Source organism: Gracilibacillus sp. HCP3S3_G5_2 (genome assembly GCF_052063305.1).
Taxonomy (GTDB): domain Bacteria; phylum Bacillota; class Bacilli; order Bacillales; family Amphibacillaceae; genus Gracilibacillus.
Window position 1 is genome coordinate 203,385 of sequence record NZ_JBQHXU010000007.1, and the last position, 23,989, is coordinate 227,373.

Sequence of the window (23,989 nt, forward strand, 5' to 3'; positions counted from 1 at the left end):
ACACAATGGATGTATTCTCACAGCTTGCGGAAGAACGAATTAAGCAAGCAATGAAAAATGGTGATTTTGATAATATCGAAGGCAAAGGTAAGCCGCAAAAGAAGGATCCACTCCAACATGTTCCAACAGAGTTGCGGATGAGCTATCGTATAATGAAAAATAGTGGTTATCTACCTGAAGAAGTACAAATAAATAAAGAATTAGCTTCGTTACGTGATTTACTAAAATTATGTACGGATGAGAGCGATCAAAAACGTCTTAAGAAGCGAATCTCAGAAAAAGAATTACAATTTCAGCTGCTGTTAGAAAAGCGAAACATAAAACAAAATGCATCATATAAAAGATACCGGAGTAAAATTAATCGGTTATTCTAAGGGAGAAATGCAGAAATAAGTTACCTCATACTTTTTTCCTAAAATCTTTTCACGTATACTAGAAGAAAATAGAAATAAAGGTGACGACGATGCCACATGAAAAGAAGATATATCATGATAGTAATGCCTTATTAACAATATTACAACATAATATGAATGTATTGTTCGTGATTAGGGAGGAAAATGGTCAATTCTATTGTTCTTTTATAGCTGGTAAATTGAAAGACACATTACAGTTACCAGACAACAATAGCTACCTTGAATTTATCTTATTTCACAAAAGTAAACTCAAACAAGCCTTCGCTGGAAAAGAAATTATTTTTAAACACCATTTTCATCGGTATTATTTAGTCACCATGTTATCACCTGTCATCGAAGATGGTCGCGTAACGGAAGTAGTAGGATCTACAAGTGATATTACGTCCTTTGAAAAATCGGAAAAACAGATTGAATTTATGGCCACACATGATACACTCACAAAGCTTCCTAATCGGCAAAAGCTACTAGTTGATTTAGAAAAAATGATTCATCATCCTTCGGAAGGAAGTCCACAAGCAATCATAATATGTGGTTTGGATCGGTTAAAGAATGTCAATGATACTTTAGGACAATTTGCTGGCGATATAGTGATTACTTTAATTGCGAATCGATTAAAGGGCCCAGAACTGAGGGGATATCCGGTTTATCGCTTGGGGGGAGACGAATTTGTCATTGTTATCAATCAACCTTTTGCAGATTTAAAGCATTTTGCAGAAGAGATTCTCCAAATTGTCAGACAACCTATCAATATCTCCGGTCATGATTTTTATATGACAGGGACGATAGGGATTAGCTATTTGAGTGAAAAGGCCGGAAAAACAGAAGACTATATTAATCGAGCGAGTGTAGCGGTTCATTATGGTAAAATCCAGGGTGGCAACCGGATCAGCGAATATACGAGTAAAATGAGTGAACAATATAATGAACTGATATTACTAGAGTCAGACATTCGCAAAGCATTTAAATTTAACGAATTTACCTTATCTTATCAGCCTAAAGTAGATGTATATACAAATGAGATTGTTGGACTAGAAGCGCTAATTCGTTGGGAGCATGGAAAAAAAGGTGAAATCCCACCTTCTGTTTTTATTCCAATTGCAGAAGAAATCGGTATGATTGATCAAATCGGAGAATGGGTTTTACGAGAAGCATGCAAACAATTTGTAAGATGGCAAAAAAGCGGGATCAATCCTGTAATGATAGCAGTCAACATCTCTGCAATTGAATTACAGCAAGTAGATTTTCTGTTAAGAGTAAAACAAATCATTAAAGAAACAGGAATGAATCCTCATTATTTGGAAATAGAAATTACAGAAAATAGTGTGATGCAAAATACGGAAGAATGTATCGAAAGGATGAACGAGCTACGTGCTATGGGTATTTCCTTATCCATTGATGACTTTGGGACAGGGTACTCATCAATGGGGTATTTGCAAAAATTTCCGATCAATTATTTAAAAATCGACCAATCCTTTATCAAGGAATTGTGTAAGGAAGAGGGCAGTGCAGAAATTATTAAAGCGATGATACAATTAGGGCATACATTTGGTCTCAAGGTCGTTGCAGAAGGAGTAGAAAGGGAACATATGCTATCGTTCATCCGAAATGAAAAGTGTGATTATTATCAAGGTTACTTTTATAGTAAACCACTTGACGCGGACTTGATTCAAGAGAAATTACTAGCATTTTCATAATAAATTGCGTAAGAAACAGGATTAATATGAGTATTGAGGTGGTATTATATGATTAAAGTATTATTTATTTGTTTAGGAAATATTTGTAGGTCCCCAATGGCTGAAGCGGTATTTCGTCATATCGTTAAGGAAAAGGGAGTAGAGGATAAGTTTGTCATTGATTCAGCAGGGTTAGGTGATTGGCATATTGGTAATCCTCCCCATCAAGGAACAAGAGCAAAACTGGATGAAATGAATATTTCCTACCATGGACAAAAAGCGAGACAGATAGAAGCAAATGACCTTACTGAGTTTGATTACGTTATTGCCATGGACCAACAAAACATGAGTGATTTATCACAATTTTCTTATCAAGCATCAGATGTAACCGTCAAAAAATTGATGGACTATGTTGATCAACCAAAAGAGCAAAATGTACCAGATCCATATTTCACCAAAAATTTTGATTACACGTATGAGCTAGTAAAAGAAGGTTGTGAGCAATTGTTCAAACATATCTCAATGGAACATAATTTAAGTACAAACTAAGATAAAGAAGGGTTGAGAGGTTATGGGTAAAGAAAGACTGTTAAAAGGAATCGTTACAGGAGCAATTGTTGGGGGGCTTATCACGTTAAGTGACCGAGAAACCCGATCTTTTGTAATAAACAAATTACAAAATTGTGGTAATAAGGCTGCCTATTATGCTAAGAACCCTGCAGATGCTATCCATCAATTAAACATTAACTATACGAAGTGTTCGGAACAGCTTGCTACTAGACTAACCTCTACGTTAGAGATGCTTCATCAATTACAAGAACTGACAGAGAAAATAGAAGAACGGGATAAAAATGAGTAACAATGATGACAATCGTATTGCTCGTTTTATAAAACGACTGATAGAGCGACTAACCAGAGACGAAGTACCAGGTATAGCAGCTCAATTGTCTTATTTTTTTCTATTATCCTTATTTCCTTTTTTACTATTTCTTGTTACATTGGTTGGTTATTTGCCTTTCAATGAGATTGGTGTGATAAATTTTATATCTCAATATGCACCAGACGAAATTGTTACACTCGTAAGTGACAATCTGACCGAAATTATCCATAACCGTAATGGTGGGTTATTATCGATCGGTATTATTGGTACCCTGTGGTCAGCATCAAATGGTGTGAACGCGTTAGTACGATCCTTCAATAAAGCCTATGATATTGAGGAAAAGCGTTCCTTTATTGTCATGAGAGCAATATCGATTGTTCTGACAATTGCTATGCTGCTAGTCATTATTGTTGCTTTCTTATTGCCTATCTTTGGAAGAATGATTGGAGTATATCTCTTTTCATTCTTCGGATTATCAGAAGATTTCTTAAATGTATGGAATACCTTAAGATGGGTAGTTTCCTCGGTCATTTTCTTTATTGTTTTAATCATGTTATACCGACTAGCACCAAGTAAACGAGTTTATTTTAAACATATCTACGTTGGGGCACTATTTGCAACGACTTGCTGGCAACTGACATCTCTTGCATTTTCTTATTACGTATCATCAATAGGTAACTACTCTGCAACCTATGGAAGTCTTGGGGGAGTGATTATCTTGATGATCTGGTTCTACCTTTCTGGAATTATCGTTATTACCGGGGGAGAAATCAATGCCCAAATCGAAAGAGAGGCAACTAAGAAAGTGTAACCTGTAATATTATATCCGAAGCTATAGAATAGCTCTAAAGAAATAAATGTTTTATCACGGTGCTAAACCGTTTGTAACCCCTCACTGATCAAACTCATTTAATTACAAAGGGACTGTTTCAAAAAGAGATGGGGACATAACTAAATAGGAAGAACAAAAATCCGAACAATCTGAACTTAGCGTAGGGAAAATACGCAGACTCCTGTGGGTCAGCTAACTACGGTCACGATCATCTTGATCTTCGAAACTCACACGAGCTGAAGGCATTCCACGGAAAGCGAAGTATCTTACCGAAACGCTAACTGCGATAGATATGAATGTTCGGATTTTTCCTTCTTCTTATCTCTTTTGTTCCTACCTCTTACTTGGTAACAGTCTCTTTTATGTATTCGTCAAAAAAATATAACAGCAATATAAATAAAATGAAACAGATTGTAAAAACATTGAAATAATACAAATAAGCTGTTATCTTTTAATAGTTAGATATAATATAACAAAACAAAGGGGGCAATTATTGTGAGAAAATTAGTAGTGCTTTTAGGTTTGTTAACGATAGTTAGTTTACTAGCAGCATGTGGAAACTCAGCATCAGAAAAATGGGATGAAATTCAGGAGAAGGGCGAGATAGTGGCAGGTACATCTGGTACTCTAATAGGGGCGTCTACCTATGACGAAAACGATAACCTCACTGGCTATGATGTCGAAATTATGAGAGAGATAGCAGATCGTCTCGGTTTAGAGGTACAGTTTGAAATTATGGGAATTGACAGTATGTTGCCCGCTATTCAGAGTGGAAGAATAGATGTCGCTATAAATGATATTGAAGCAACAGATAACCGAAGAGAACAATTTGCTTTTTCTGATCCGTATAAATACTCTTATTCAACAATGGTGGTAAGAGAAGAAGATAATTCAGGAATTGAAAGCCTAGAAGATTTAGCAGGTAAACGTGCTGGCGGTGGAGCGACAACGATCTACAGTCAGATCGCTGAACACTTTGGTGCAGAAGTGGTTACCTATGGGAATGCACCGAATGAAGCATATTTACGTGATGTGCATGATGGGAAAACGGACGTGATTGTCAATGACTATTATTTATCTAAATTTGGGGTAGCTGGCTTTCCTGAATTTGATATTCAATTACATCCAGATTTAAAGTTCCACCCAACTGAACAGGCAATCGCAATGGATCTGGAAGCAGAAGTATTACAACAGAAAATTAATGAAGCCCTTGAAGAGATGAGAGAAGATGGAACGCTAACAGAGTTAGCTATAGAGTTTTATCAAGAAGATGCTTCACAAAAACCAGAGGAAGAGATCGAAGAAATTGAGGGTCTTGAACTATAAGGTGTGATACCAAATGGGTGATTTTTTTGATGTGAAATTGGCTATAGAGAATTTACCACTGATTTTAAGTGGTTTACCGATGACATTGATTGTCTCGTTTGCGAGTATGGGATTAGGACTTGTGTTAGGGTTATTTGTTTCCTTGGCTCGAAGCTCAGATTTGGTAGTTTTGCGTTATCCTGCCAGAGTATATATTTCCTTTATGCGAGGGACACCAATCTTAGTTTTTCTGTTTATTTTATATTATGGCTTGCCAATGATTGACTTGAAGATGCCAGCAATTATGGCCGCTATCTTAGGTTTTGGCTTGAATAGTGCTGCTTATATTGCCGAAGTCATTCGCTCATCGATTAATAGTGTTCCAAAAGGTCAATGGGAGTCTGCAAAGGCATTAGGTTTTGGCTACTGGCAATCATTAATGAAAATTATTTTACCGCAAGGGACTCGAATTGCTTTGCCGCCATTAACGAATGTCTTTTTAGATTTAGTAAAAGCAACTTCCTTAGCTGCAGTCATAACGGTGCCTGAGCTTTTCCAAAAAGCTCAAATTGCTGGAGGAAGATCTTTCGATTCTTTAACGATGTATATACTAGTAGCACTTATTTACTGGCCAATATGTATAGTCATATCCGTTTTCCAAGAACGCTTGGAAAATAAATTCAGCAGATATATGAAGAGATAAACCGTAGAGAAGCATGCTTCTCTACGGTTTTTCATACAGTGCCAAATGTCTGTAAGCCCTCACAAGTAATACAAGGATAAGTTTAGGATAACAGACTTACTTTACCACAAGGTATATTGTGTTTGAAGATTACAGAAAATGAGAATAGTATCTATAACTTCATCAAAGGAGGTGTTGTATATATGGATTTTTATTTATCTGAGGGAGGAGTTCGAACCGTTTTACCTTTCGGAGAATTAGATATATCGGGTAATGAAGAATTAGGCTACCGTCCATTTCAATTAATGGTAGCTTCAGTTGCGGGATGTAGTGCTACTGTATTTCGTAAGGTGCTCGATAAAAAAAGGATAGCTATTGATGATCTCAAAATTTCGGCTGAGGTTGAAAGATCACCAGATGAAGCAAATAAACTCACTGCCATTCATCTCCACTTTGTTGTAAAGGGAATAAGCTTAAAAAGAGACCAAATCGAAAAAAGCATGGATCTTGCCCGAAAGAATTGTTCGATGATTCGGACAATCGAAGATAGTGTAAAGATTAGTGAAACGCTTGAAATAGTAAATTTGAGTAAATAATCTGCATATTTTTCGCTCCTATTGTAACACTAAGAAAAAAAGGAGCGAAAAAGAATGATGGAGAAACTCGGCCTTTCTGTGATTTTATGTTTAATGATGCTAACCATCCCATTAATTGCAGAGTCAAAAGGGGATAAACCTAATGATCTAATTTCGATCGAAAAGGAAAATACGTATAACCAAATTTCTGAAGAAGATACTACTATTGAACCGAGTCCCTTAGTGAAGGAATTGTTAGAAGATGTAAACGTGGAAATTGATAATCCCTTATTAATAAAATCATTAAACGAGTCAACGATTAATCCTTCTCCGTTTGCGATTGGCTACCGAGCCAATGTGTATCTTGGGCACTGGCCGTTATCGTATCAATCAGAATCATCAGAAATTCATTGGGATTTTCAGACCGTTAATACGAATGAAGTGAATAATGTGAATGGTGAGAAAAACGAAGAGATTTATTATTATCAGACAGAAGAAAAACATGTCGATGGAGCATTGACAGCACAGGTGGAGAAAACAGATCAAATTAAACAAATGATTTTGCAAAAGGCGAGAGAACAGCATGATTTTCCTTTGACGTTTAAAGCGGTGATCGGGGAAGAAACAAAGCTAAGTAAAACATATAGTGTCCCGCCTTCTACAATTGGTGTATTAAAAGCAAATATACCGATGGTCAAGGATGCAGGGCAAGTAACTCTAGGTGAAGTGTACCTCGAATTAAAAGGGTCCAAAAAAAGCCTTGTTATTAAAAATGTTACTAAACAGGAAGTAGGGGCATTTATTCCGATTGCAGATCATCTCACTTTTAAATTTGAGACAAAATGACTTATTAGAAGCATGTATTTCCATTGGAAAGCATGCTTTTCTACTTTCTCCTAAAACTAGTATGGAGGAATGTATCACTACATGGCACCTGGTTTGGGAAGCTGGAAAGTGCTAGACATGTTTGCTTTTTTAGATTAGGATGGTAGAGGAAGTTGAAAGGGGTGTTGTTGTGGACAATGAGAAGAAGATAAAAGAGCTTCGAATACAGCTCGAGCACTTTATGGAGCGTTTGGATCATTTGGATCCTGAGAGAACCTCAATTGAGGATGTGGATCAGTTAATTCAGATGATCGAAAAAATAGAGAAAGGTCTTAGCTAAGAATAGAGGGAGAGGGAACACTATGGAATGGATTGTTGTTATTTCTGTTCTTGTCATGCTTGCCCTAAGTTTGTTAAAGGTGCATGTTATCTTTGCGATTATTATTGCAGCAGTAGTAGCTGGACTTATGGCAGGCATGAACATTCAGGATACAATCAATATGTTGATCGATGGAATGGGTGGTCAAGCGAGTACAGCGTTAAGTTATATTTTACTAGGTGTATTTGCTGCAATGATCAGTTATACCGGCATTACGTCAATATTAGTTCGATCATTAATAAAAGTATTAACAGGCAAAAAAACGATGCTTGTATTAGCAATAGCTGGTATTGCTTCATTGTCACAAAATATTGTGCCAGTTCATATCGCATTTATTCCGATTTTAATACCGCCATTATTAAAGTTATTCGATCAAATGAAATTGGACAGGCGAGCAGTAGCAACCGCTTTAACATTTGGGTTGAAAGCACCGTATGTGATGATTCCTTTAGGGTACGGACTTATTTTTCACGAAACAATTCAAAGCGGAATGAGTAACAATGGGGTCGATATTTCGGTAAGAGAAATTGCATTTTCTCTGTTATTGCCAGGTATTGGTATGATTATCGGTTTACTGATAGCGATATTTATTAGCTACCGTAAGCCTCGGGAAGCAAAGAAATGGTTACCAACCGATGGAATCAGCAGAGATATGGAAGAAAAAATAGCCTTTAATTATAAACACGGTTTAACGATAGTCGCCATTCTTGTAGCATTAGTGGTTCAGCTTATCACGGAAAGTCTTGTAATCGGTGCGTTAACAGGTGTGATTTTAATGGTACTATTTTTTGCTGTACCTTTACGTGAGGGAGATGCATTCGTCCAACAAGGTGTTGGAATTATGGGAACAATCGCCTTCGTAATGCTTGTTTCCTCTGGATTTGGTCATATTCTTCAAGAAACAGGAGCTGTAGATGAGTTAGTGGCTTCTTCATCTGATATGTTAGCAGGTCACCAGGCTATCATTGCTTTTATTTTATTATTAGTCGGTTTAGTTATCACTTTAGGAATAGGTTCCTCCTTTGGTACGATACCGATTATTGCAGCATTATATGTACCAATTTGTGTTGCTGCAGGTTTCTCACCAATGGCAATAGCGGTATTGATTGGTACGGCGGGTGCATTAGGGGATGCTGGAAGCCCAGCAAGTGATAGTACATTAGGTCCGACATCAGGTTTGAGCGCTGATGGGAAGCATCACCATATTTGGGATACATGTGTGCCAACCTTCTTACACTTCAATATTCCATTGTTTTTATTTGGATGGGTTGCCAGTATTATTTTATAGAACTACGGGATATAATCACCTTTTTTAACTTACACTAAAAATAAAAAAAGGTGATTATATGAAGAAAATATCGATAATAATGATGCTATTCTTGTTCATTTTCCCACTAGAAGCAGGTGCTGCCAGCTATGGTTGGGGATACAAAAAGAATAGCAATCAACAACCACCAGATGTAGGGATTTATGAACAGATATTAGAAAAGCACCAAAGCTATTACTTGGATCCATCAGGTGATAAACATGTTTATTTAACATTTGATAATGGTTATGAAGCAGGTTTTACCGAACAGATTCTCGATGTGTTAAAGGAAAAAGAAGTACCAGCCACCTTTTTCTTAACAGGCCATTATGTGGACGATCAACCTGATTTAGTTCGCCGTATGTTAAAAGATGGTCATATCATCGGTAACCATTCAGACGGTCACCGAGATTTTACCAAGATATCGAAAGAAGAATTCACGAAAGATGTAACCGACTTAACGGATAAAATTATGAAGGTCGATGACAAGGCGGTTGTCCAATATATTCGTCCACCGAAAGGGACTTTTAATGAAACTTCTTTAAACTGGGCAAATGAACTAGGATATACCCATATTTTTTGGTCGATTGCATTTGTCGATTGGAATGAAGGCTCTGAAAAAGGCTGGAAACATGCCTATGAACAGGTGATGAATCAGATTCACCCGGGAGCCATTATCTTAATGCATACTGTTTCTCAGGATAATGCAGATGCGCTGGAGCATTTAATTGAAGATTTGAGAGAACAAGGATATCAATTCAAAAGTATAGACGATCTCATGTTAAAACAGTTGCTACCTCCAGAAATAATCGGCTACAGTAAAAATGCCCAATAAAATAACTATAAAAAACTGTTGATTTTATTCTGAGTAGTTTTCTTTCGGTGGAGAAAAATCTAAATAGCATACCAAACCGCATAATGATTGGTATGCTGTTTTTGTTGATATATCAGCGTTTTCTTACAAAAAGCACCACTTTTAGTATTGTAATTAACACACAAATTACAGTTCACTAAAAGATGTTAGTAGGGTACTAATTGCTATGTTATGTATATCGCTAATTGTAATTACAATTGCAACTTATCTTTTGGAAATTTTAGGATAAATCAGATTATATGTTATAGTAGATGTATTGTGAATGTTAACATTGAATCACTATATACTGGAGTGGTTATTTTGAAAACTGAAAAAAGTTTAAGGATCTGTGAAAAAGGACATAGGTATTACAAAAGTAGTGATTGCCAAAGTTGCCCTACTTGTGATAAAGAGAATAAACCTGAAAGTGGCTTTCTATCAAAACTAAGTTCTCCTGCTAGAAATGCCTTAGTTCAAGAGGGGATTGATACTCTGCAAAAACTCTCAGAGTACACGGAAAAAGAAATTCTAAAAATCCATGGTATCGGACCAGCTTCCTTACCGATTATGAGAACTTCATTAGAAGAAGAAGGTTTATCATTTAAAAGATAATAGTGTACTTAAAGTCAAGAGTACTATTGTTAAACAAGACAATTTAGAAGAAAAACGCTTGGATATATACAACTTATCCAAGCGTTTTTGTGTGTTAAAATAGTTGTTAAAGATACTGCGAAATCGTATGCTATTTGTTATGTGTTTTGATGTTTTCTCCACGGTAAGTGAACTACTTAATTTTATCCAAACGGTTTTTTATTACTATGATTCCGTTATTCCTCATCTTCCATTACGTTATAGGCCATATCGAACAGCATAAGTTGACTATCTAATAAAGTGCCTTGTGTTTGATATTTAATATGTGAATAGCTACCATCCTGATCCTGGACTCTTGTCTTGGCGGTGTCTCTAAGTGTAATATCAAGGATCGAAAGAATGCGTGATTTGATTCTGCCTTCAAAAATTGGGAACATCAATTCTACACGTTTTACCATATTTCTAGTCATTAAATCTGCGGAGGAAAGAAATATTTTTTCTTCTCCATTATGACGAAAATAATAAATACGGCTATGCTCTAGAAATCTACCGACAACACTTTGCACTTGAATATTTTCACTAACCCCAGAGATTCCAGGTTTTAAACAGCATATTCCTCTAACAATTAAATGAATCTTTACCCCTGCCTGTGATGCTTTATAAAACCTTTTGATCAGCTCTTTATCTGTTAAAGAGTTCATTTTAGCAATGATTCGACCGTTACTGTAGCGTTTATGAAAATCAATTTCATTGTCAATATACTTAAGTATATCATTCCGAATATCAAACGGTGCCATTGATAAATGATGGTATGTCGGTTTTTCCGTATAGCCACTTAAATAGTTAAAAAAATTAGTTGCATCTATTCCAAATTTCCGCTTTGTTGTTAAATAGGACATATCGGTATAAAATTTCGCCGTTTGATCATTGTAATTACCTGTTCCAAGTTGTACGATTCGTTCTATTCCGCCAGCCGTTTTACGAACAACAAGTGTTATTTTACTGTGCGTTTTTAGAGAAATCATTCCATAAATAACGTGGCAGCCTGCTTTTTCTAATTCCTTTGCCCATTGCACATTATTTTCTTCGTCGAATCGTGCCTTTAGCTCTACCAGTACTGTAACTTGTTTACCATTTTCAGCAGCACGCTTTAAGCCTGCAATAATAGGTGAATCACCACTTACGCGATATAATGTTTGCTTAATCGCTAATACTTCAGGATCATCGGCGGCATCACGAATTAAATCCACAATCGGCTCGAATGATTCATAAGGATGGTGCAAAAATAGATCTCTTTTTCTAACTGCCTCAAATACACTTTCATCTTCATGAATATCTTGGGCAGGCTGGGGAATTAATGTTTCATATACTAAATGTTCATATTCTTTTTTTATGTGACTGTAGAATTCAAATAAGAAGGTGAGATCGAGTGGTCCATTAATAATGTATAAATCTTTCTTATGAATTTCTAGTACATGAAGTAAAAACTCTATCATCTCGGGATTATTTTCACGGGCATCCACTTCCAGTCGGACAGCGGCTCCCCATTTTCGTTTCTTTAATTCTTTCTCAATTTCTTTTAATAGGTCACGTGCTCCCTCCTCGTGGATCGTCATATCAGCATTTCGCGTGATACGAAATGTGGTAGTTGTAAGCACGTGATAGCCAGTGAAAAATTTAGGCATAAAATATCGAATCAAGTCTTCAAGTAAGACAAATTTTTGCTGATCTCCAACTTGAATGAAGCGGTCAAGTAATGCAGGAACCTGTACGATCGCTGTTTTAACTTGTTCGTGTTCCATGTCATAAATATCTTCAAGTTGGACTGCCAGGTTTATTGATTTATTCAGTAGCATCGGAAAGGCACGATACGCATCTATTGCCATAGGGGTTAGCACTGGAAATATTTGTTCATCAAAATAATATTCTAGTTGATTAATTTCATCGGAAGTTAAGTCCTCCATATTAATAATATGAATATTTTCTTGTCTTAATAGGGGGAGTAACTCTTTATATAAATCATACTGTTGCCCAACAAGCTCATGATTAAAGCTGGAGATTTGGGAAAGCTGTTGTTTGGGCGTTAGACCAGATTTATTATCAGGGCGGTTGAAGCCGGCTTTCACTTGATCCTTTAAACCAGCAACACGTACCATAAAAAACTCATCTAAATTAGAGGAAAAGATGGCGAGGAAACGTAATCTCTCTAATAATGGATTGGTTTCATCGTCAGCTTCTTCCAGGACACGTTTATTAAAGGAGAGCCAACTTAACTCACGATTGTTATAGTAAACAGGTAACTCCACATTTTTGTTTTGCTTGACAGTTGACATCAATCATCATCCTTTTTCGACAATCTCTATCCTTATCATATCGTTAAACGAAAGATCCTCCATTAAAGGAACGTAATTTCTTTGTAAATTATTTTTTTACAAAACAAACTTTAACTCTACATTTTTCTTTACTGCTTTCTCCACATGTTTTTTTTGTTTTTCTGATTGATACTCTTCTGGTTTGGCATCGCCATTACAATATAAGGTAATAAATAGTGTGTCCCCTTGCATAGCACAACTAATTTCCTTCACTACTTGCCGTTTGGTCGCATCTAAGCAATAACTAAACTTTAAAAGTGCGCCCAGATGACGCAGTTTTTTTTGTTCTGATTTGAGAAACCATTCTTTATAGGGTTTGATAAATTGCTTGAATACCGTCTTATTTTTATAGGAAGCAATTAATGCGAGTTGCAAGCGGTCCTTATGCAATAAGCCATCAATGGTTCGGTTTGCCAATAAATAAAAGGTGTGCTGTGCACTTGATTCAGCATCGATATATTCCCCTAGATGGCATAAATAACTGGCTCTTTTTAGTAACTCCCAATCGTTATTGGTCAAATGAAGGAGACCATTATCCTTAATGAAATCAAATAGCTTGCGCGTAAGATATTGGACATGAAGAATTTGCTTTGGATCCAAGTCAAAATCATTCATCAGCTCTTGAATACTATCCTCTAGTACATTTGGAAAAAGGATAGTCCCCATCTCTTTTGATAATTGTTCATAGAACACACCATCTCGAAGACCTTTCCGACTTAAAATAAAGCAGTCTGCTTGAGTGATTTTATATAAACTGTGAAACACTTCAATAGCAGGTATAATGATATCAGCTCGATCCTTTGATAATCCTTCTACTTTTGGTAACTTCTCTGGCTTTAGAGACGTTAAATAATTACTGATGTTGATAATGTCTGTATCATACATTTTATATTGATGGAGTCCGGCAAGCGGGTATTTTTTTAAGTTTTGATCAATTTGTACAAGATTACGGGCACTGCCTCCGATCGCAACCAAAGGAATTTGTTTATCTCGTAACCATGGTAATGTAGCAAATTGTTCGGTTACATAATGGCGCAATTTTGCCAATTCTTCGCTTGTAGGAATGTCTGTGGCAAAGAAATCTTTTAATGTTAAGGCCCCAAAAGGAAAGCTATGTGCGTTAATTAATTCTCTGTTTTTAAAATAAGTAACTTCTGTACTGCCGCCACCGATATCCACTGTAATTCCAGTGGATATAGAAGTAGAATTAACAACTGCTAGGTAGCCATAATAAGCTTCTTCTTCTTCTGATAAAATCCTAATGGTCATCCCGGTTTGCTTTTCTACCTCGATCAGAATTTCTTGTTTGTTTTCCGCTTGTCTAATGGTGGCAGTGGCAACACAAACGACTTCCTGTAGCTTATATGTTGCTAACACCTCTTGAAAGCTCTTTAGTGTAGATATTAATCGTTTTACCCCTGCATCATTTAACTGATTATTTTTTTCTAAGAAGGTTCGGAGTCTGGCAACTGCTTTTACGTTTTCTACTTCCTTTAACCTGCCACCTTTTTCTCTTAAAAAAATGACTAGACGCATAGTGTTAGAACCTATGTCGATTATTGCATAATATTGTTTTCGCATTGTATCACCCTATTTATTGTTGTGAATTTTGCATTATTATACCATAATAGAGTGAAAATGCTTAATTTCGAGAGGGGTTATGGCGATGTGGCTAGAGAAAATAGAACTTACAATACCGTATGATTTTGACTATCTACTTTTTAGATTAGACATGGATAAGTTGTATTATGTCGATTTCCAGAAACGATCTGTTAAAGTACCCTTACGTATAAAAAAGGAAAAATATGTGGTAACTGTTACGGCAATAGGTACAACAGAAAAACCTATATTTTTAATAGAAGGGAATGATAACGAAAGAAAGGACGATCTGCTTGTCCGAATAGCTGATATATTTGCATGGGATCAGAATCTGAAAGTGATTCAAGCTTTTTTTGCCAAAACAGATTTAGCAGGGTTGTTTGAGAAATATCCAGCAACGCCGTTAATTCGAGAATTTGATCCTTTTAGTAATTTAGTGAAAACCATTATTCATCAACAATTAAATATGGCTTTTGCTCAAGTTTTAACCGCAAGATTTGTGACGACTTATGGGGAACAATTGGACGGCGTCTGGTTTTATCCGACACCGGAAAAGGTAGCAACCATTCCTTACCAAGAGCTGCGAGACATGCAATTTAGTACACGAAAAGCGGAATATGTCATAGATACCGCGAAGAAAATTGTTGCAAATGAGCTCAATCTAACTTCATTTTATGACCAAAGCGATCAAGAAGTGCTGCAACAATTAACCAAAATTCGCGGAATTGGAGCATGGACGGTACAAAATTGGCTGATGTTCTCGCTTGGTAGACAAGACCTTTTTCCATCAAGTGATATAGGTATTCAGAATGCATTAAAGCTTTATTTAGGCCTTGACCATAAACCAGCTACGCCCCAGGTAGAAGAATGGAGTCAAGCTTGGCAACCATATCGTTCCTATGCTGCAATGACATTATGGCGCAGTATTGAAGAGCCTTAAGAAGATATATTGGCAATTAATTGTTTATAGGTGTTTGCTTGTTCTTTGTCACCCTTTGCCAAATAGCTTTTGTATAGATATTGAACGGGAGCGGGATCATTTGGCGATAATTCCATTTCCCATTCAAAACAGGCAATTGCTTGGTCGTATTGTTCAAGATCAAAGTAAATTTCACCTAAAGCAAATTGCTGATCGGGGTTATCTGTCAATCTTTCCATTTTTTTCAGCTTTTGCATAATCGGTAGTTCGGAATCTTTTAAGGATGTGATGATCTCTTTCAAAGATAGATGTTGCAAGAGCTTTTTAATCGTTATGTGGAGAGTTTTCTCCAGTTGTGCTACATCATTTTTATAAATACGCATTACTGCTTGGAGAAGAGCTTGATAATCTTCAGCTAATTGGTCAGCGGAAACAGAAACTAGTGCCTTCTCAAATACTTGACGGTCTTCAATCGGATGATGAAGGTAATACGCTAAAATAACTTGATAGCCATCAAGCTTGACGAGTATGTCGATGATCTCTTTTGGTTCCGGATATTGAGACAATAATTCTTGCCATAAAGCGATTTGGTCCTGCTTGGACAGTTGTGCTTGTGCCAACTGATCAAGTTGTGTGACAGCCTTTATGGATGAACATTTCAGGTAGATGAGGAAGAGCTGATCAAATTTTCGATTATCTATATGATATTGTCGTATGACCGAATTTATGACGGTTTCAGGGAAATTTTGATCGAAATAAATAGATTCTAAATAGAGAGGATCAGACCATTCTATTGTAAGCTGCTCAATGTTTTGATATAGGTCTTTATATTGTTGAAAGTCAAAATGATGGAGCATATCTTTGGCAAAAATATCATGTGGTCGTACTTGGGTATAATTAACAAGTATTCGGAAAGCTTTTTTTAGTTGGCCGTTTCGGCGATAGTTATAAAAGGTCTTTTTTAGGAGAGCAACGATTTTTTTCTCATCAACATAGTTATCGAACATCGCAAGTACGTAGAGCATTTCTGTTTCGTTATATTTGTTGGAGAGCTTTTGGACCATTTGATTATTGGAAGTCAGTCGATAAGTATCTTCTTTTTGGAGCAGTGCTTTCGTTAATGGATGATCGGCAGTAAATATATGGCCAGATTGAAAGGCATTTTTTAAAAAGGATTGCAGTCGTATCGAAGTTGTTTTCTTAGCGTTAATATAGCGGTCTTTGTAAAAAAACAAATGATAAGATTGCTTTTTTTGACCAATTGCTTCTACTATTTTAGCCTGTTTATATACGGTCATTTGTACTACATTAAAGCGCATTGTTTTTTTATTGTGCATTAACTGGATGGTTGTCATTATGAAACAACTCCTTTTTATTACGGATTACCTTTAGTTTAGCACAAATTATCATTCCGAAAAAGAATGTTGTCAATGTAAATTCTTTGTAATATTTTCTTTCAAAGCACAAGCACCTATTTATTTCTATGGTAAGATGGACTAAACGTTTACTAGGAGGATCTATGTGCTAAAAGAAATTTTATGGACGATACTCTTAGCCTTATTACTAGTGTTTGTTCCCTTTGGTGTGGTAATTTAAAAAAATAATAGAAAAGAAGCGCAATCTACCTTCGTAGGTTGTTTTTTTTATGGTTTAGGAAATAATAGATTTGATAAAAATTTTTTGAGCAAAGATCTTGAAAGTCAAAAAAGGTCAGATTATAATAATAGATAAGAAAGGTCAAATATAGTCAAAGTCAAAATTGACCTTGATTACAGTATCACTTTATAAAAAATTGAAGGAGGAATGACAAATGAAATGCCAGCAATGTGGTATTCATCAAGCAACGATTAATGTAAACCTTCGATTTAATGATCAAACCGAATCTTTACATGTTTGTGAATCATGCTTTCAAGATATAAAAAATCAAATGAAAAATCCATCAGGTATGTTTGGAGGACAAGGCTTTGAAGGCTTTTTTGCCGGAGGAGCAAATGGTTCTAACCAAGCAAATGCCAAAACGCATACAAGACAAGGTGGAAGAGGTAATGGTCTTCTCGATCAATTGGGGAAAAACCTTACCGATGCTGCAAGAGCAGGACTAGTTGATCCTGTGATTGGACGTGAACAAGAGGTTAAACGGGTAATAGAAACACTTAACCGTCGTAACAAGAACAACCCAGTCCTAATCGGGGAACCAGGTGTTGGTAAAACAGCAATCGCAGAAGGATTAGCACTAAAAATTACAGAAGGAAACGTACCGTCCAAGCTGCTAGATAAAGATATTTACATCTTAGATGTAGCATCATTAGTTGCTAATACGGGTGTTCGCGGTCAATTTGAAGAGCGAATGAAACAATTAGTATCCGAACTGCAAGAACGTCAAAATGTCATCCTTTTTGTTGATGAAATTCATTTACTTGTAGGTGCCGGAACTGCAGAAGGCTCTCAAATGGATGCCGGGAATATCTTAAAGCCTGCATTGGCACGAGGTGAATTACAATTAATCGGTGCGACGACATTAAAAGAGTACCGTCAAATTGAAAAAGACGCAGCACTAGAACGTCGTTTCCAGCCAATTATGGTAAAAGAGCCATCTTTAGCTGAAGCAGAGCAAATCTTACAAGGCTTGAGGGAACGTTATGAAAAATATCATAAGGTAAGCTACTCTGATGATGTGTTACGCGCTGCCGTAACATTATCAAAGCGTTATATCCAAGACCGCTTCTTACCAGACAAAGCGATTGATTTAATTGATGAAGCAGGTGCACGTCTCAACCTTGATGTAAGTGAGTCAGATCACGAAGCATTGCAGAAACGTCTCGACGAAATCGGCAAAGAAAAAATGGAAGCTGCTGAGAAAGAAGACTATGAACGCGCAGCGAACCTAAGACATCAAGAAATCAAGCTTGAGAAAAAATTAGCAGAAACAAAAGAAGCACCAAAAGCAGAAGTAACAGTGGAAGATATTCAATTAATAATAGAAGAGAAAACCGGAATCCCTGTTCGAAAAATCCAAGCAGATGAACAGTCCAAAATGAAAAACTTAGCGGACAACTTAAGTCGAAAAGTAATTGGTCAACAAGTTGCCGTTGACAAAGTAGCTAAAGCGGTTCGCCGTAGTCGTGCCGGTTTGAAGTCGAAACATCGTCCAATTGGTTCCTTCCTTTTCGTCGGACCAACTGGTGTCGGTAAGACAGAACTAACGAAAGCACTAGCAGAGGAACTGTTCGGTACTAAAGAGGCAATGATTCGCCTTGACATGAGTGAATATATGGAGAAGCATGCCGTATCTAAAATTATCGGTTCACCACCAGGATATGTAGGTCATGAGGAAGCAGGCCAATTAACAGAAAAAGTTCGTCACAATCCGTACAGCTTAATTCTGTTAGATGAAATTGAAAAAGCCCACCCTGATGTACAAAACATGTTCCTACAAATCATGGAAGATGGTCAATTAACAGATAGTCATGGTAGAACGGTAAGCTTCAAAGATTCTGTGATTATCATGACAAGTAATGCTGGTACCGGGGTGAAGAAAATTACGGTCGGCTTCAATAGTGATAACAATGAAGCTGTTTCAACACTAGAAAATTTAAGCAGCTATTTCAAGCCAGAATTCTTGAACCGTTTTGACGCGATTATTCCATTCAATGAATTAGAACAAGAAGATCTACTCCGAATTGTAGACCTAATGATCGCGGAATTAAGCAAACAATTAGAAGAATCTGATCTTACCATTACTGTAAGTGATGAAGCGAAGAAATTCCTTGCTGATAAAGGTTATGACCCTCGCTTCGGTGCACGTCCATTACGTCGCGTTATCCAGGATAAAGTAGAGGACGGCATCACAGATCTCATCTTGGAAGAAGAGGATGTTAAACAAATAGAGATCATGTTTGAGAACGAAGATATCGTTGTGAAAAAGAGCGCTAGCTAGTATTTTAGCTAGTGCTTTTTTTGTGTTGTTTACATAATCGGAAAGAGGCCAGCAAAGTCCAGAAAGTGGCCAGCAAAATACATAAAAGAAGCACGGTTGGCAGCCTAAGGACGAACCAACCGTGCTTGTTTTCAAGATATTACTTTATCTGTATGAAAGAAAGAACCATTTGATTACTGAAAGATTGATTTAAAAGATAAAATGATGCAAGTGTACAGGTTTGTGTTTGGACAATTCTGGACGCTTTGTCCCTTTCTTTAGAATGAATGAAACGAAGTAAGGTATAATAAAAAATAAAAAAGGGAGCGCATTTCTCCATGATTTATCAGCAAAATGAATATGACCGCTTAAAACGAGTAATTACTTGCCCACCAACATATATGGAAATTAGAAAGGTCATCAATGAAACACAGAAATTTTATGAAGATGAAAATATTGATGTAGATATAGCTATGGAGCAGTTTGAAAGTTTTGTACAAACATTGGAACAGTTTGATATTGAAGTGATCGAACTGACACCAGACCCTAAGTTGAATGAACAAGTCTTTACAAGAGATATCGGATTTACAGCAGGAGCATCACTTTTCACTTGTGAGATGGGGCGTAATATTAGGAAGCCAGAAATCGATGTGTTGCATCAGTACCTTGATCACGAAAATTTGCCATATATACCTTTGAGTACACGCTCTATTGAAGGGGGCGATGTGATTGTTTCTAACGATAAAGTTTTTGTAGGAAGGAGTCTTAGAACAACTACAAAGGCTATTGAAGAGTTACAATTACAAATTCCTGAAAAAGAGGTCATTACGGTTCCTATTCGTGAAGATATTCTTCACCTGGACTGTTGTTTTAATTTAGTGAGTGATAAGGTAGGACTTATCTATAACGACGCTTTTAATGAAAAGGAACGCAACTTACTCCATAATGAATTTGATTTAATAGAAGTAACGGATGATGAGCAATTTACTTTGGGTACGAATGTATTTTCTCTCGGAGATCGACACATTATTTCGTTACCTGACAATAAACTTGTGAATGAACAGTTAACAGAAAAAGGATTCGAAGTTGTAGAAGTACAGTTTTCGGAAATTATTAAATCTGGCGGCTCCTTTCGGTGCTGTACTTTGCCAATAGAACGAGAGAAGTAATGGACATAACCAATTTTCTTCACATCAAATACGAACGATGTAATACGTTTTATTGCGCAATATAGGGATACTTTTCACTAACTTACGTTTTATGATATCGAGTGTAAAGCATCCACTCTGACTGATCGTTTCGCTTTCCGAGGGTCATGCTCTTTAGTAACCTATTTTATAAAAATTAAATTCAACTTATGGGAAAGCCATTGTCTGTGTGTGGACAAATAAGAAAAAATAGGAATACGTACCAAAAAAGCAGGTAGAAAAAAATCCGTTTTTCCTTGCCTGCTTTTATTTCTATAGAAAACCACTCGTTATAACCTATTTTAGGGGTGAATCAGAATTCGTGAAGGGATTTATTCGCATATTGTTCCGATTGCTATACCAGTTGGAGCGTTACCCACTGGGATAGTATCGATTACTGTATTCGTTGTAATATCAATGATCGATACTGTATCTTCAGCTTGATTTGTGACGTAAGCGCTTGTTCCATCCGGCAAAATGGCGATTTGATCAGGTGATTGACCAACAGGAATTGTAGCAATAACTGTATTCGTAAAAACATCAATGACCGATACATTGTTATTCCCCTTATTTACAATGTATGCGAGGGTTCCGTCTGGTGTGATGGCTGCACCAACGGGTTGGATTCCTACGGGAATGGTATCAAGGACCATGTTCGATTCCAAATCAATAACCATTACATTGTTATCCCCTTGATTAGTGACAAAGCCACGTGTCTCGTTCGGTAAAATGGCGATTAATCTAGGACGATCTCCAACATCAATCGTATCGACTACCGTATTTGTCGCCGTATCAATGACCGATATTGTATCACCCAATTCATTTGCGACGTAAGCACGCGTACCATCCGCAGTAAAACTAATTCCTTGAGGGCCGTTCCCTACCATAATGGTAGCTACCACTGTATTTGTCGCTGTATCAATAACCGAAACAGTGTCATCTTCATGATTGGAGACATAAGCGGTTGACCCATCTGGAGAGATTCCTATACCGAGCGGATCTTCGCCAACGATAATGGTAGTAATCACCGTATTTGTCGCTGTATCAATGACCGATACGGTGTTAGAAAAGAAATTTGGAACATAAGCTCTTGTCCCATTTGGCAAGACAGCTACTTCAAGAGGGGCATTTCCTACAGTAGTGGTAGCAGTAACCGTATTTGTTTCCGTATCAATAACCGATACGGTATCATTTGCTGGATCATTTATATCACCCGCATTAGTGACGTAAACGATGAAATTACACGAAATTGGGGGCGGGGAAGGGTTCCTGTAGAGAGTGATACAGTATGTCCCACTTTCACCTTCATCGGCTGTGATCGTAAAAGAAGTTGGATTATTCACAGATTGGGTATCCGTATTCCCTGGTGCTGCACTTAAAGAGATCGCTGGAGATGCGGCTCCTGCTGCCGTTACCGGTCCTGTGCTTGATACTGAATTGAACAATTGAAATGTTCCTGAACGATAACTACCAGCTGTTGCACTCCAAACTTCTTCAGCTGCTAGCGGGCCATTAAAATTTCCGCAAAAGCTCTCTTGCATAATCGGAAACGAGGGACAACAAGCTCCCATTCTTTTGGTGGATTTCATTTTCCTTCCTCCCTTCCATAAGATTCTTGACAGCCATGGTACATTTCTATCTTATCTATACAATTAATTTATAAAAATTCTTTGAAAAAGATTGTACATTTGTTACTAAAACAAATTTTGTGCTAGTTCATCATCTTTTCATATCTTTAACAGAGAGAGTATCAGCATCGCTGTCATGAACGGCAAAGTAGATGGATATTAAAGCAAATTTGCAATTTGTTATTCTCTGAGTTATCAAATCATAAAAACTTGCTGCAATCCCATCAAAATTATATAATAAAATTAATTTACGAATTCAACCTACTTGATTTTATAATGGGGCTGTAGTTCAGTGGGAGAATACTTGTCTGGCAGACAAGGGGTCACGGGTTCAAATCCCGTCAGCTCCATTCTTGACCAACCATATGTTAATAACTCCATCAAATCGTATCGCTCTTACTTGTTCTAATTACAGAACGAGAGGAGTGCTTCTTAATATAAAAGGCAACAGGTTACTATTTTTCCATTCATTCTTGTATTAAATCTACATAAAATAGGGAAAACGAATAAGAAGAAATATTCATACAATACTACCAAAGAGAAGGCGGTGAAGTAATGAAAATCGGTGTACCTAAAGAAATTAAAAGCAATGAAAATCGTGTGGCAATTACGCCTGCAGGAGTAATGATGCTGACACAAGCAGGTCATGAGGTGAGAATAGAGAGCGGGGCAGGTCTTGGTAGCGGTATTGAGGATGCTGCCTACAAAGGTGCAGGTGCAGAAATTGTTCCTTCAGCAGAAGAAGCATGGGCACAGGAATTAGTAGTGAAGGTAAAGGAGCCTCAACCGTCAGAGTTTTCTTTTTTTCGGAAAGATTTACTTCTTTTTACTTACTTACATTTAGCTGCTGAGCAAGAAGTGGCGGAAGCTTTATTAGAGCATAAAACGACAGGTGTTGCGTATGAAACGATTCAATTGGCAAATGGTGCTTTACCTTTATTAACGCCAATGAGCGAAATTGCAGGGCGGATGTCGGTGCAGGCAGGTGTTAGGTTTCTGGAAAAAACCTATGGTGGCAAAGGTGTACTTTCTAGTGGTGTACCGGGAGTTTCACCAGCCAATGTAGTGATTATCGGCGGAGGGATAGTAGGTACGAATGCAGCGAAAATAGCAATTGGGTTAGGTGCAAATGTTACGCTATTAGATATTAATATAGATCGTTTGCGTCAATTAGAGGATTTGTACCAAGGCAAAATTAGGACCTTGGCATCGAATGAATATAATATTGCAGAACAAGTAAAAACGGCAGATTTAGTAATAGGCGCTGTCCTAATTCCAGGTGCTAAAGCACCGAAGCTAGTCACAGAAGAGATGGTTAAAATGATGGAGCCAGGATCTGTCATTGTAGATGTAGCAGTGGATCAGGGTGGATCGATTGAAACGATTGACCGGGTTACAACGCATGAGAACCCTGTTTATGTTAAACATGACGTTATTCATTATGCCGTCGCTAATATCCCAGGTGCAGTGTCACAAACTGCTACGTTCGCACTGACAAACGCCACAGCACCATATATTTTAAATCTGGCAAACAAAGGATTAAAGAATTACCTTCTCACGGATCCTGCATTTGCCAAAGGGGTAAACACGTACCAAGGAAAGCTTGTTCATGAAGCTGTGGCAAAAGCGCTTGACAGACGATATACGGACCTAAGTTCCGTTTTGAATAGGCTAGGTAATCCAGCACAATAAATATTAAAATAAGAAGGTCACCGGATCTATTCCGGTGACCTTCTTCAGACCAAGCGCTTTTTACTGATAGAATGCTAATTCTGCTTCTATGGCTTTTTTTATTTTCGCTAATGTTTCCTCTGGAGTTTTGCCATGAACTCGTTGATTGTTAACCAGTGCATACGGTTTTAATCTGCATAATCCACAGAAATTTAAGCAGTCGTTAATTAAAACCGCTACCTCTGGATATTCTGATTCGATCATATTCTCTATATCAAATGTATTCATTAAATTGCTATCACAAATTTCTACAACCACGATTCCCATCCAATCACCCTTTGTTCATATCTTGCATTACTAATACAATTCCTATTGGCTAGCGA

Annotated in this window: 21 protein-coding genes, 1 tRNA gene and 1 pseudogene; 18 read left to right on the forward strand and 5 right to left on the reverse strand. The window is 37.1% G+C overall.

Annotated features, from left to right (window positions below; translation table 11 throughout):
- Nucleotides 1–5 precede the first annotated feature (5 nt).
- The 13 genes from ACTNEP_RS12285 to ACTNEP_RS12345 all read left to right on the forward strand — a co-directional run bounded on the left by ACTNEP_RS12285 (nt 6) and on the right by ACTNEP_RS12345 (nt 10,335).
- On the forward strand, nt 6–374 hold the full coding sequence (locus tag ACTNEP_RS12285; RefSeq protein ID WP_441162306.1) for a DUF1992 domain-containing protein: 369 nt from the start codon (nt 6–8) through the stop codon (nt 372–374).
- 89 nt (nt 375–463) lie between these two features.
- A complete protein-coding gene (locus tag ACTNEP_RS12290; protein WP_441162307.1) occupies nt 464–2,107 on the forward strand; it encodes a putative bifunctional diguanylate cyclase/phosphodiesterase in 1,644 nt (547 codons plus the stop codon).
- A gap of 48 nt (nt 2,108–2,155) precedes the next feature.
- Nucleotides 2,156–2,635 (forward strand): low molecular weight protein-tyrosine-phosphatase, encoded by a 480-nt coding sequence (locus ACTNEP_RS12295; RefSeq protein WP_441162308.1) that lies wholly within the window; start codon nt 2,156–2,158, stop codon nt 2,633–2,635.
- 22 nt (nt 2,636–2,657) lie between these two features.
- A complete protein-coding gene (locus ACTNEP_RS12300) occupies nt 2,658–2,945 on the forward strand; it encodes a hypothetical protein (RefSeq protein ID WP_441162309.1) in 288 nt (95 codons plus the stop codon).
- The gene (locus ACTNEP_RS12305) at nt 2,938–3,777 is read left to right on the forward strand and encodes a YihY/virulence factor BrkB family protein (RefSeq protein WP_441162310.1); all 840 of its coding nucleotides are present in this window, start codon (nt 2,938–2,940) and stop codon (nt 3,775–3,777) included. Before ACTNEP_RS12300 ends, ACTNEP_RS12305 begins: the two co-directional genes overlap by 8 nt.
- 516 nt (nt 3,778–4,293) lie before the next feature.
- A complete protein-coding gene (locus ACTNEP_RS12310; RefSeq protein WP_441162311.1) occupies nt 4,294–5,124 on the forward strand; it encodes a transporter substrate-binding domain-containing protein in 831 nt (276 codons plus the stop codon).
- 13 nt (nt 5,125–5,137) lie between these two features.
- The gene (locus tag ACTNEP_RS12315) at nt 5,138–5,806 is read left to right on the forward strand and encodes an amino acid ABC transporter permease (RefSeq protein WP_441162312.1); all 669 of its coding nucleotides are present in this window, start codon (nt 5,138–5,140) and stop codon (nt 5,804–5,806) included.
- A gap of 182 nt (nt 5,807–5,988) precedes the next feature.
- Nucleotides 5,989–6,381 carry an OsmC family protein gene (locus tag ACTNEP_RS12320; RefSeq protein WP_441162313.1) on the forward strand — a complete coding sequence of 131 codons (393 nt, stop codon included), beginning with the start codon at nt 5,989–5,991 and terminating at the stop codon, nt 6,379–6,381.
- A gap of 54 nt (nt 6,382–6,435) precedes the next feature.
- Nucleotides 6,436–7,206 carry a YfkD family protein gene (locus ACTNEP_RS12325; RefSeq protein ID WP_441162314.1) on the forward strand — a complete coding sequence of 257 codons (771 nt, stop codon included), beginning with the start codon at nt 6,436–6,438 and terminating at the stop codon, nt 7,204–7,206.
- A gap of 169 nt (nt 7,207–7,375) precedes the next feature.
- Complete coding sequence (locus ACTNEP_RS12330) at nt 7,376–7,525, forward strand: SE1561 family protein (RefSeq protein WP_441162315.1); 150 nt, start codon at nt 7,376–7,378, stop codon at nt 7,523–7,525.
- Nucleotides 7,526–7,547: 22 nt separating this feature from the next.
- On the forward strand, nt 7,548–8,852 hold the full coding sequence (locus tag ACTNEP_RS12335; RefSeq protein WP_441162316.1) for a Na+/H+ antiporter family protein: 1,305 nt from the start codon (nt 7,548–7,550) through the stop codon (nt 8,850–8,852).
- 58 nt (nt 8,853–8,910) lie between these two features.
- The gene (gene pdaA, locus ACTNEP_RS12340) at nt 8,911–9,705 is read left to right on the forward strand and encodes a delta-lactam-biosynthetic de-N-acetylase (RefSeq protein WP_441162317.1); all 795 of its coding nucleotides are present in this window, start codon (nt 8,911–8,913) and stop codon (nt 9,703–9,705) included.
- 339 nt (nt 9,706–10,044) lie between these two features.
- Entirely contained in the window at nt 10,045–10,335 is a 291-nt protein-coding gene (locus ACTNEP_RS12345; protein WP_441162318.1) for an RNA polymerase alpha subunit C-terminal domain-containing protein, read from the forward strand.
- A 215-nt stretch (nt 10,336–10,550) separates the two neighbouring features.
- Here ACTNEP_RS12345 and ACTNEP_RS12350 read toward each other — a convergent pair whose 3' ends face one another.
- Together ACTNEP_RS12350 and ppx are read right to left on the reverse strand one after the other, a co-directional pair.
- Entirely contained in the window at nt 10,551–12,647 is a 2,097-nt protein-coding gene (locus ACTNEP_RS12350; RefSeq protein WP_441162319.1) for an RNA degradosome polyphosphate kinase, read from the reverse strand.
- 96 nt (nt 12,648–12,743) lie between these two features.
- Nucleotides 12,744–14,267 carry an exopolyphosphatase gene (gene ppx / locus ACTNEP_RS12355; RefSeq protein ID WP_441162320.1) on the reverse strand — a complete coding sequence of 508 codons (1,524 nt, stop codon included), beginning with the start codon at nt 14,265–14,267 and terminating at the stop codon, nt 12,744–12,746.
- 85 nt (nt 14,268–14,352) lie between these two features.
- On the opposite strand from ppx, the gene ACTNEP_RS12360 reads away from it, so the two are divergent.
- Nucleotides 14,353–15,225, forward strand: a complete 873-nt coding sequence (locus tag ACTNEP_RS12360) for a DNA-3-methyladenine glycosylase family protein (protein ID WP_441162321.1) — start codon at nt 14,353–14,355, stop codon at nt 15,223–15,225.
- On the opposite strand, the gene ACTNEP_RS12365 is transcribed toward ACTNEP_RS12360, so the two are convergent.
- Nucleotides 15,222–16,559 carry a hypothetical protein gene (locus ACTNEP_RS12365; RefSeq protein WP_441162322.1) on the reverse strand — a complete coding sequence of 446 codons (1,338 nt, stop codon included), beginning with the start codon at nt 16,557–16,559 and terminating at the stop codon, nt 15,222–15,224. The two genes, ACTNEP_RS12360 and ACTNEP_RS12365, sit on opposite strands and share 4 nt — an antisense overlap.
- 455 nt (nt 16,560–17,014) lie before the next feature.
- On the opposite strand from ACTNEP_RS12365, the gene ACTNEP_RS12370 reads away from it, so the two are divergent.
- Together ACTNEP_RS12370 and ACTNEP_RS12375 are read left to right on the forward strand one after the other, a co-directional pair.
- Entirely contained in the window at nt 17,015–19,141 is a 2,127-nt protein-coding gene (locus ACTNEP_RS12370; protein ID WP_441162323.1) for an ATP-dependent Clp protease ATP-binding subunit, read from the forward strand.
- A gap of 317 nt (nt 19,142–19,458) precedes the next feature.
- Nucleotides 19,459–20,289, forward strand: coding sequence for a dimethylarginine dimethylaminohydrolase family protein (locus ACTNEP_RS12375; protein ID WP_441162324.1), 831 nt, complete (start codon nt 19,459–19,461; stop codon nt 20,287–20,289).
- 350 nt (nt 20,290–20,639) lie between these two features.
- On the opposite strand, the pseudogene ACTNEP_RS12380 reads toward ACTNEP_RS12375, so the two are convergent.
- Nucleotides 20,640–21,734 (reverse strand): annotated as a pseudogene (locus ACTNEP_RS12380) (YVTN family beta-propeller repeat protein); the annotation flags it as partial.
- Nucleotides 21,735–22,213: 479 nt separating this feature from the next.
- Here ACTNEP_RS12380 and ACTNEP_RS12385 point away from each other — a divergent pair.
- Together ACTNEP_RS12385 and ald are read left to right on the forward strand one after the other, a co-directional pair.
- Nucleotides 22,214–22,285, forward strand: a tRNA-Ala gene (locus ACTNEP_RS12385).
- 205 nt (nt 22,286–22,490) lie between these two features.
- Nucleotides 22,491–23,627, forward strand: a complete 1,137-nt coding sequence (gene ald, locus ACTNEP_RS12390; RefSeq protein ID WP_441162325.1) for an alanine dehydrogenase — start codon at nt 22,491–22,493, stop codon at nt 23,625–23,627.
- A gap of 60 nt (nt 23,628–23,687) precedes the next feature.
- Here ald and ACTNEP_RS12395 read toward each other — a convergent pair whose 3' ends face one another.
- A complete protein-coding gene (locus ACTNEP_RS12395) occupies nt 23,688–23,933 on the reverse strand; it encodes a DUF1450 domain-containing protein (RefSeq protein ID WP_441162326.1) in 246 nt (81 codons plus the stop codon).
- Between the last annotated feature and the right edge of the window lie 56 nt (nt 23,934–23,989).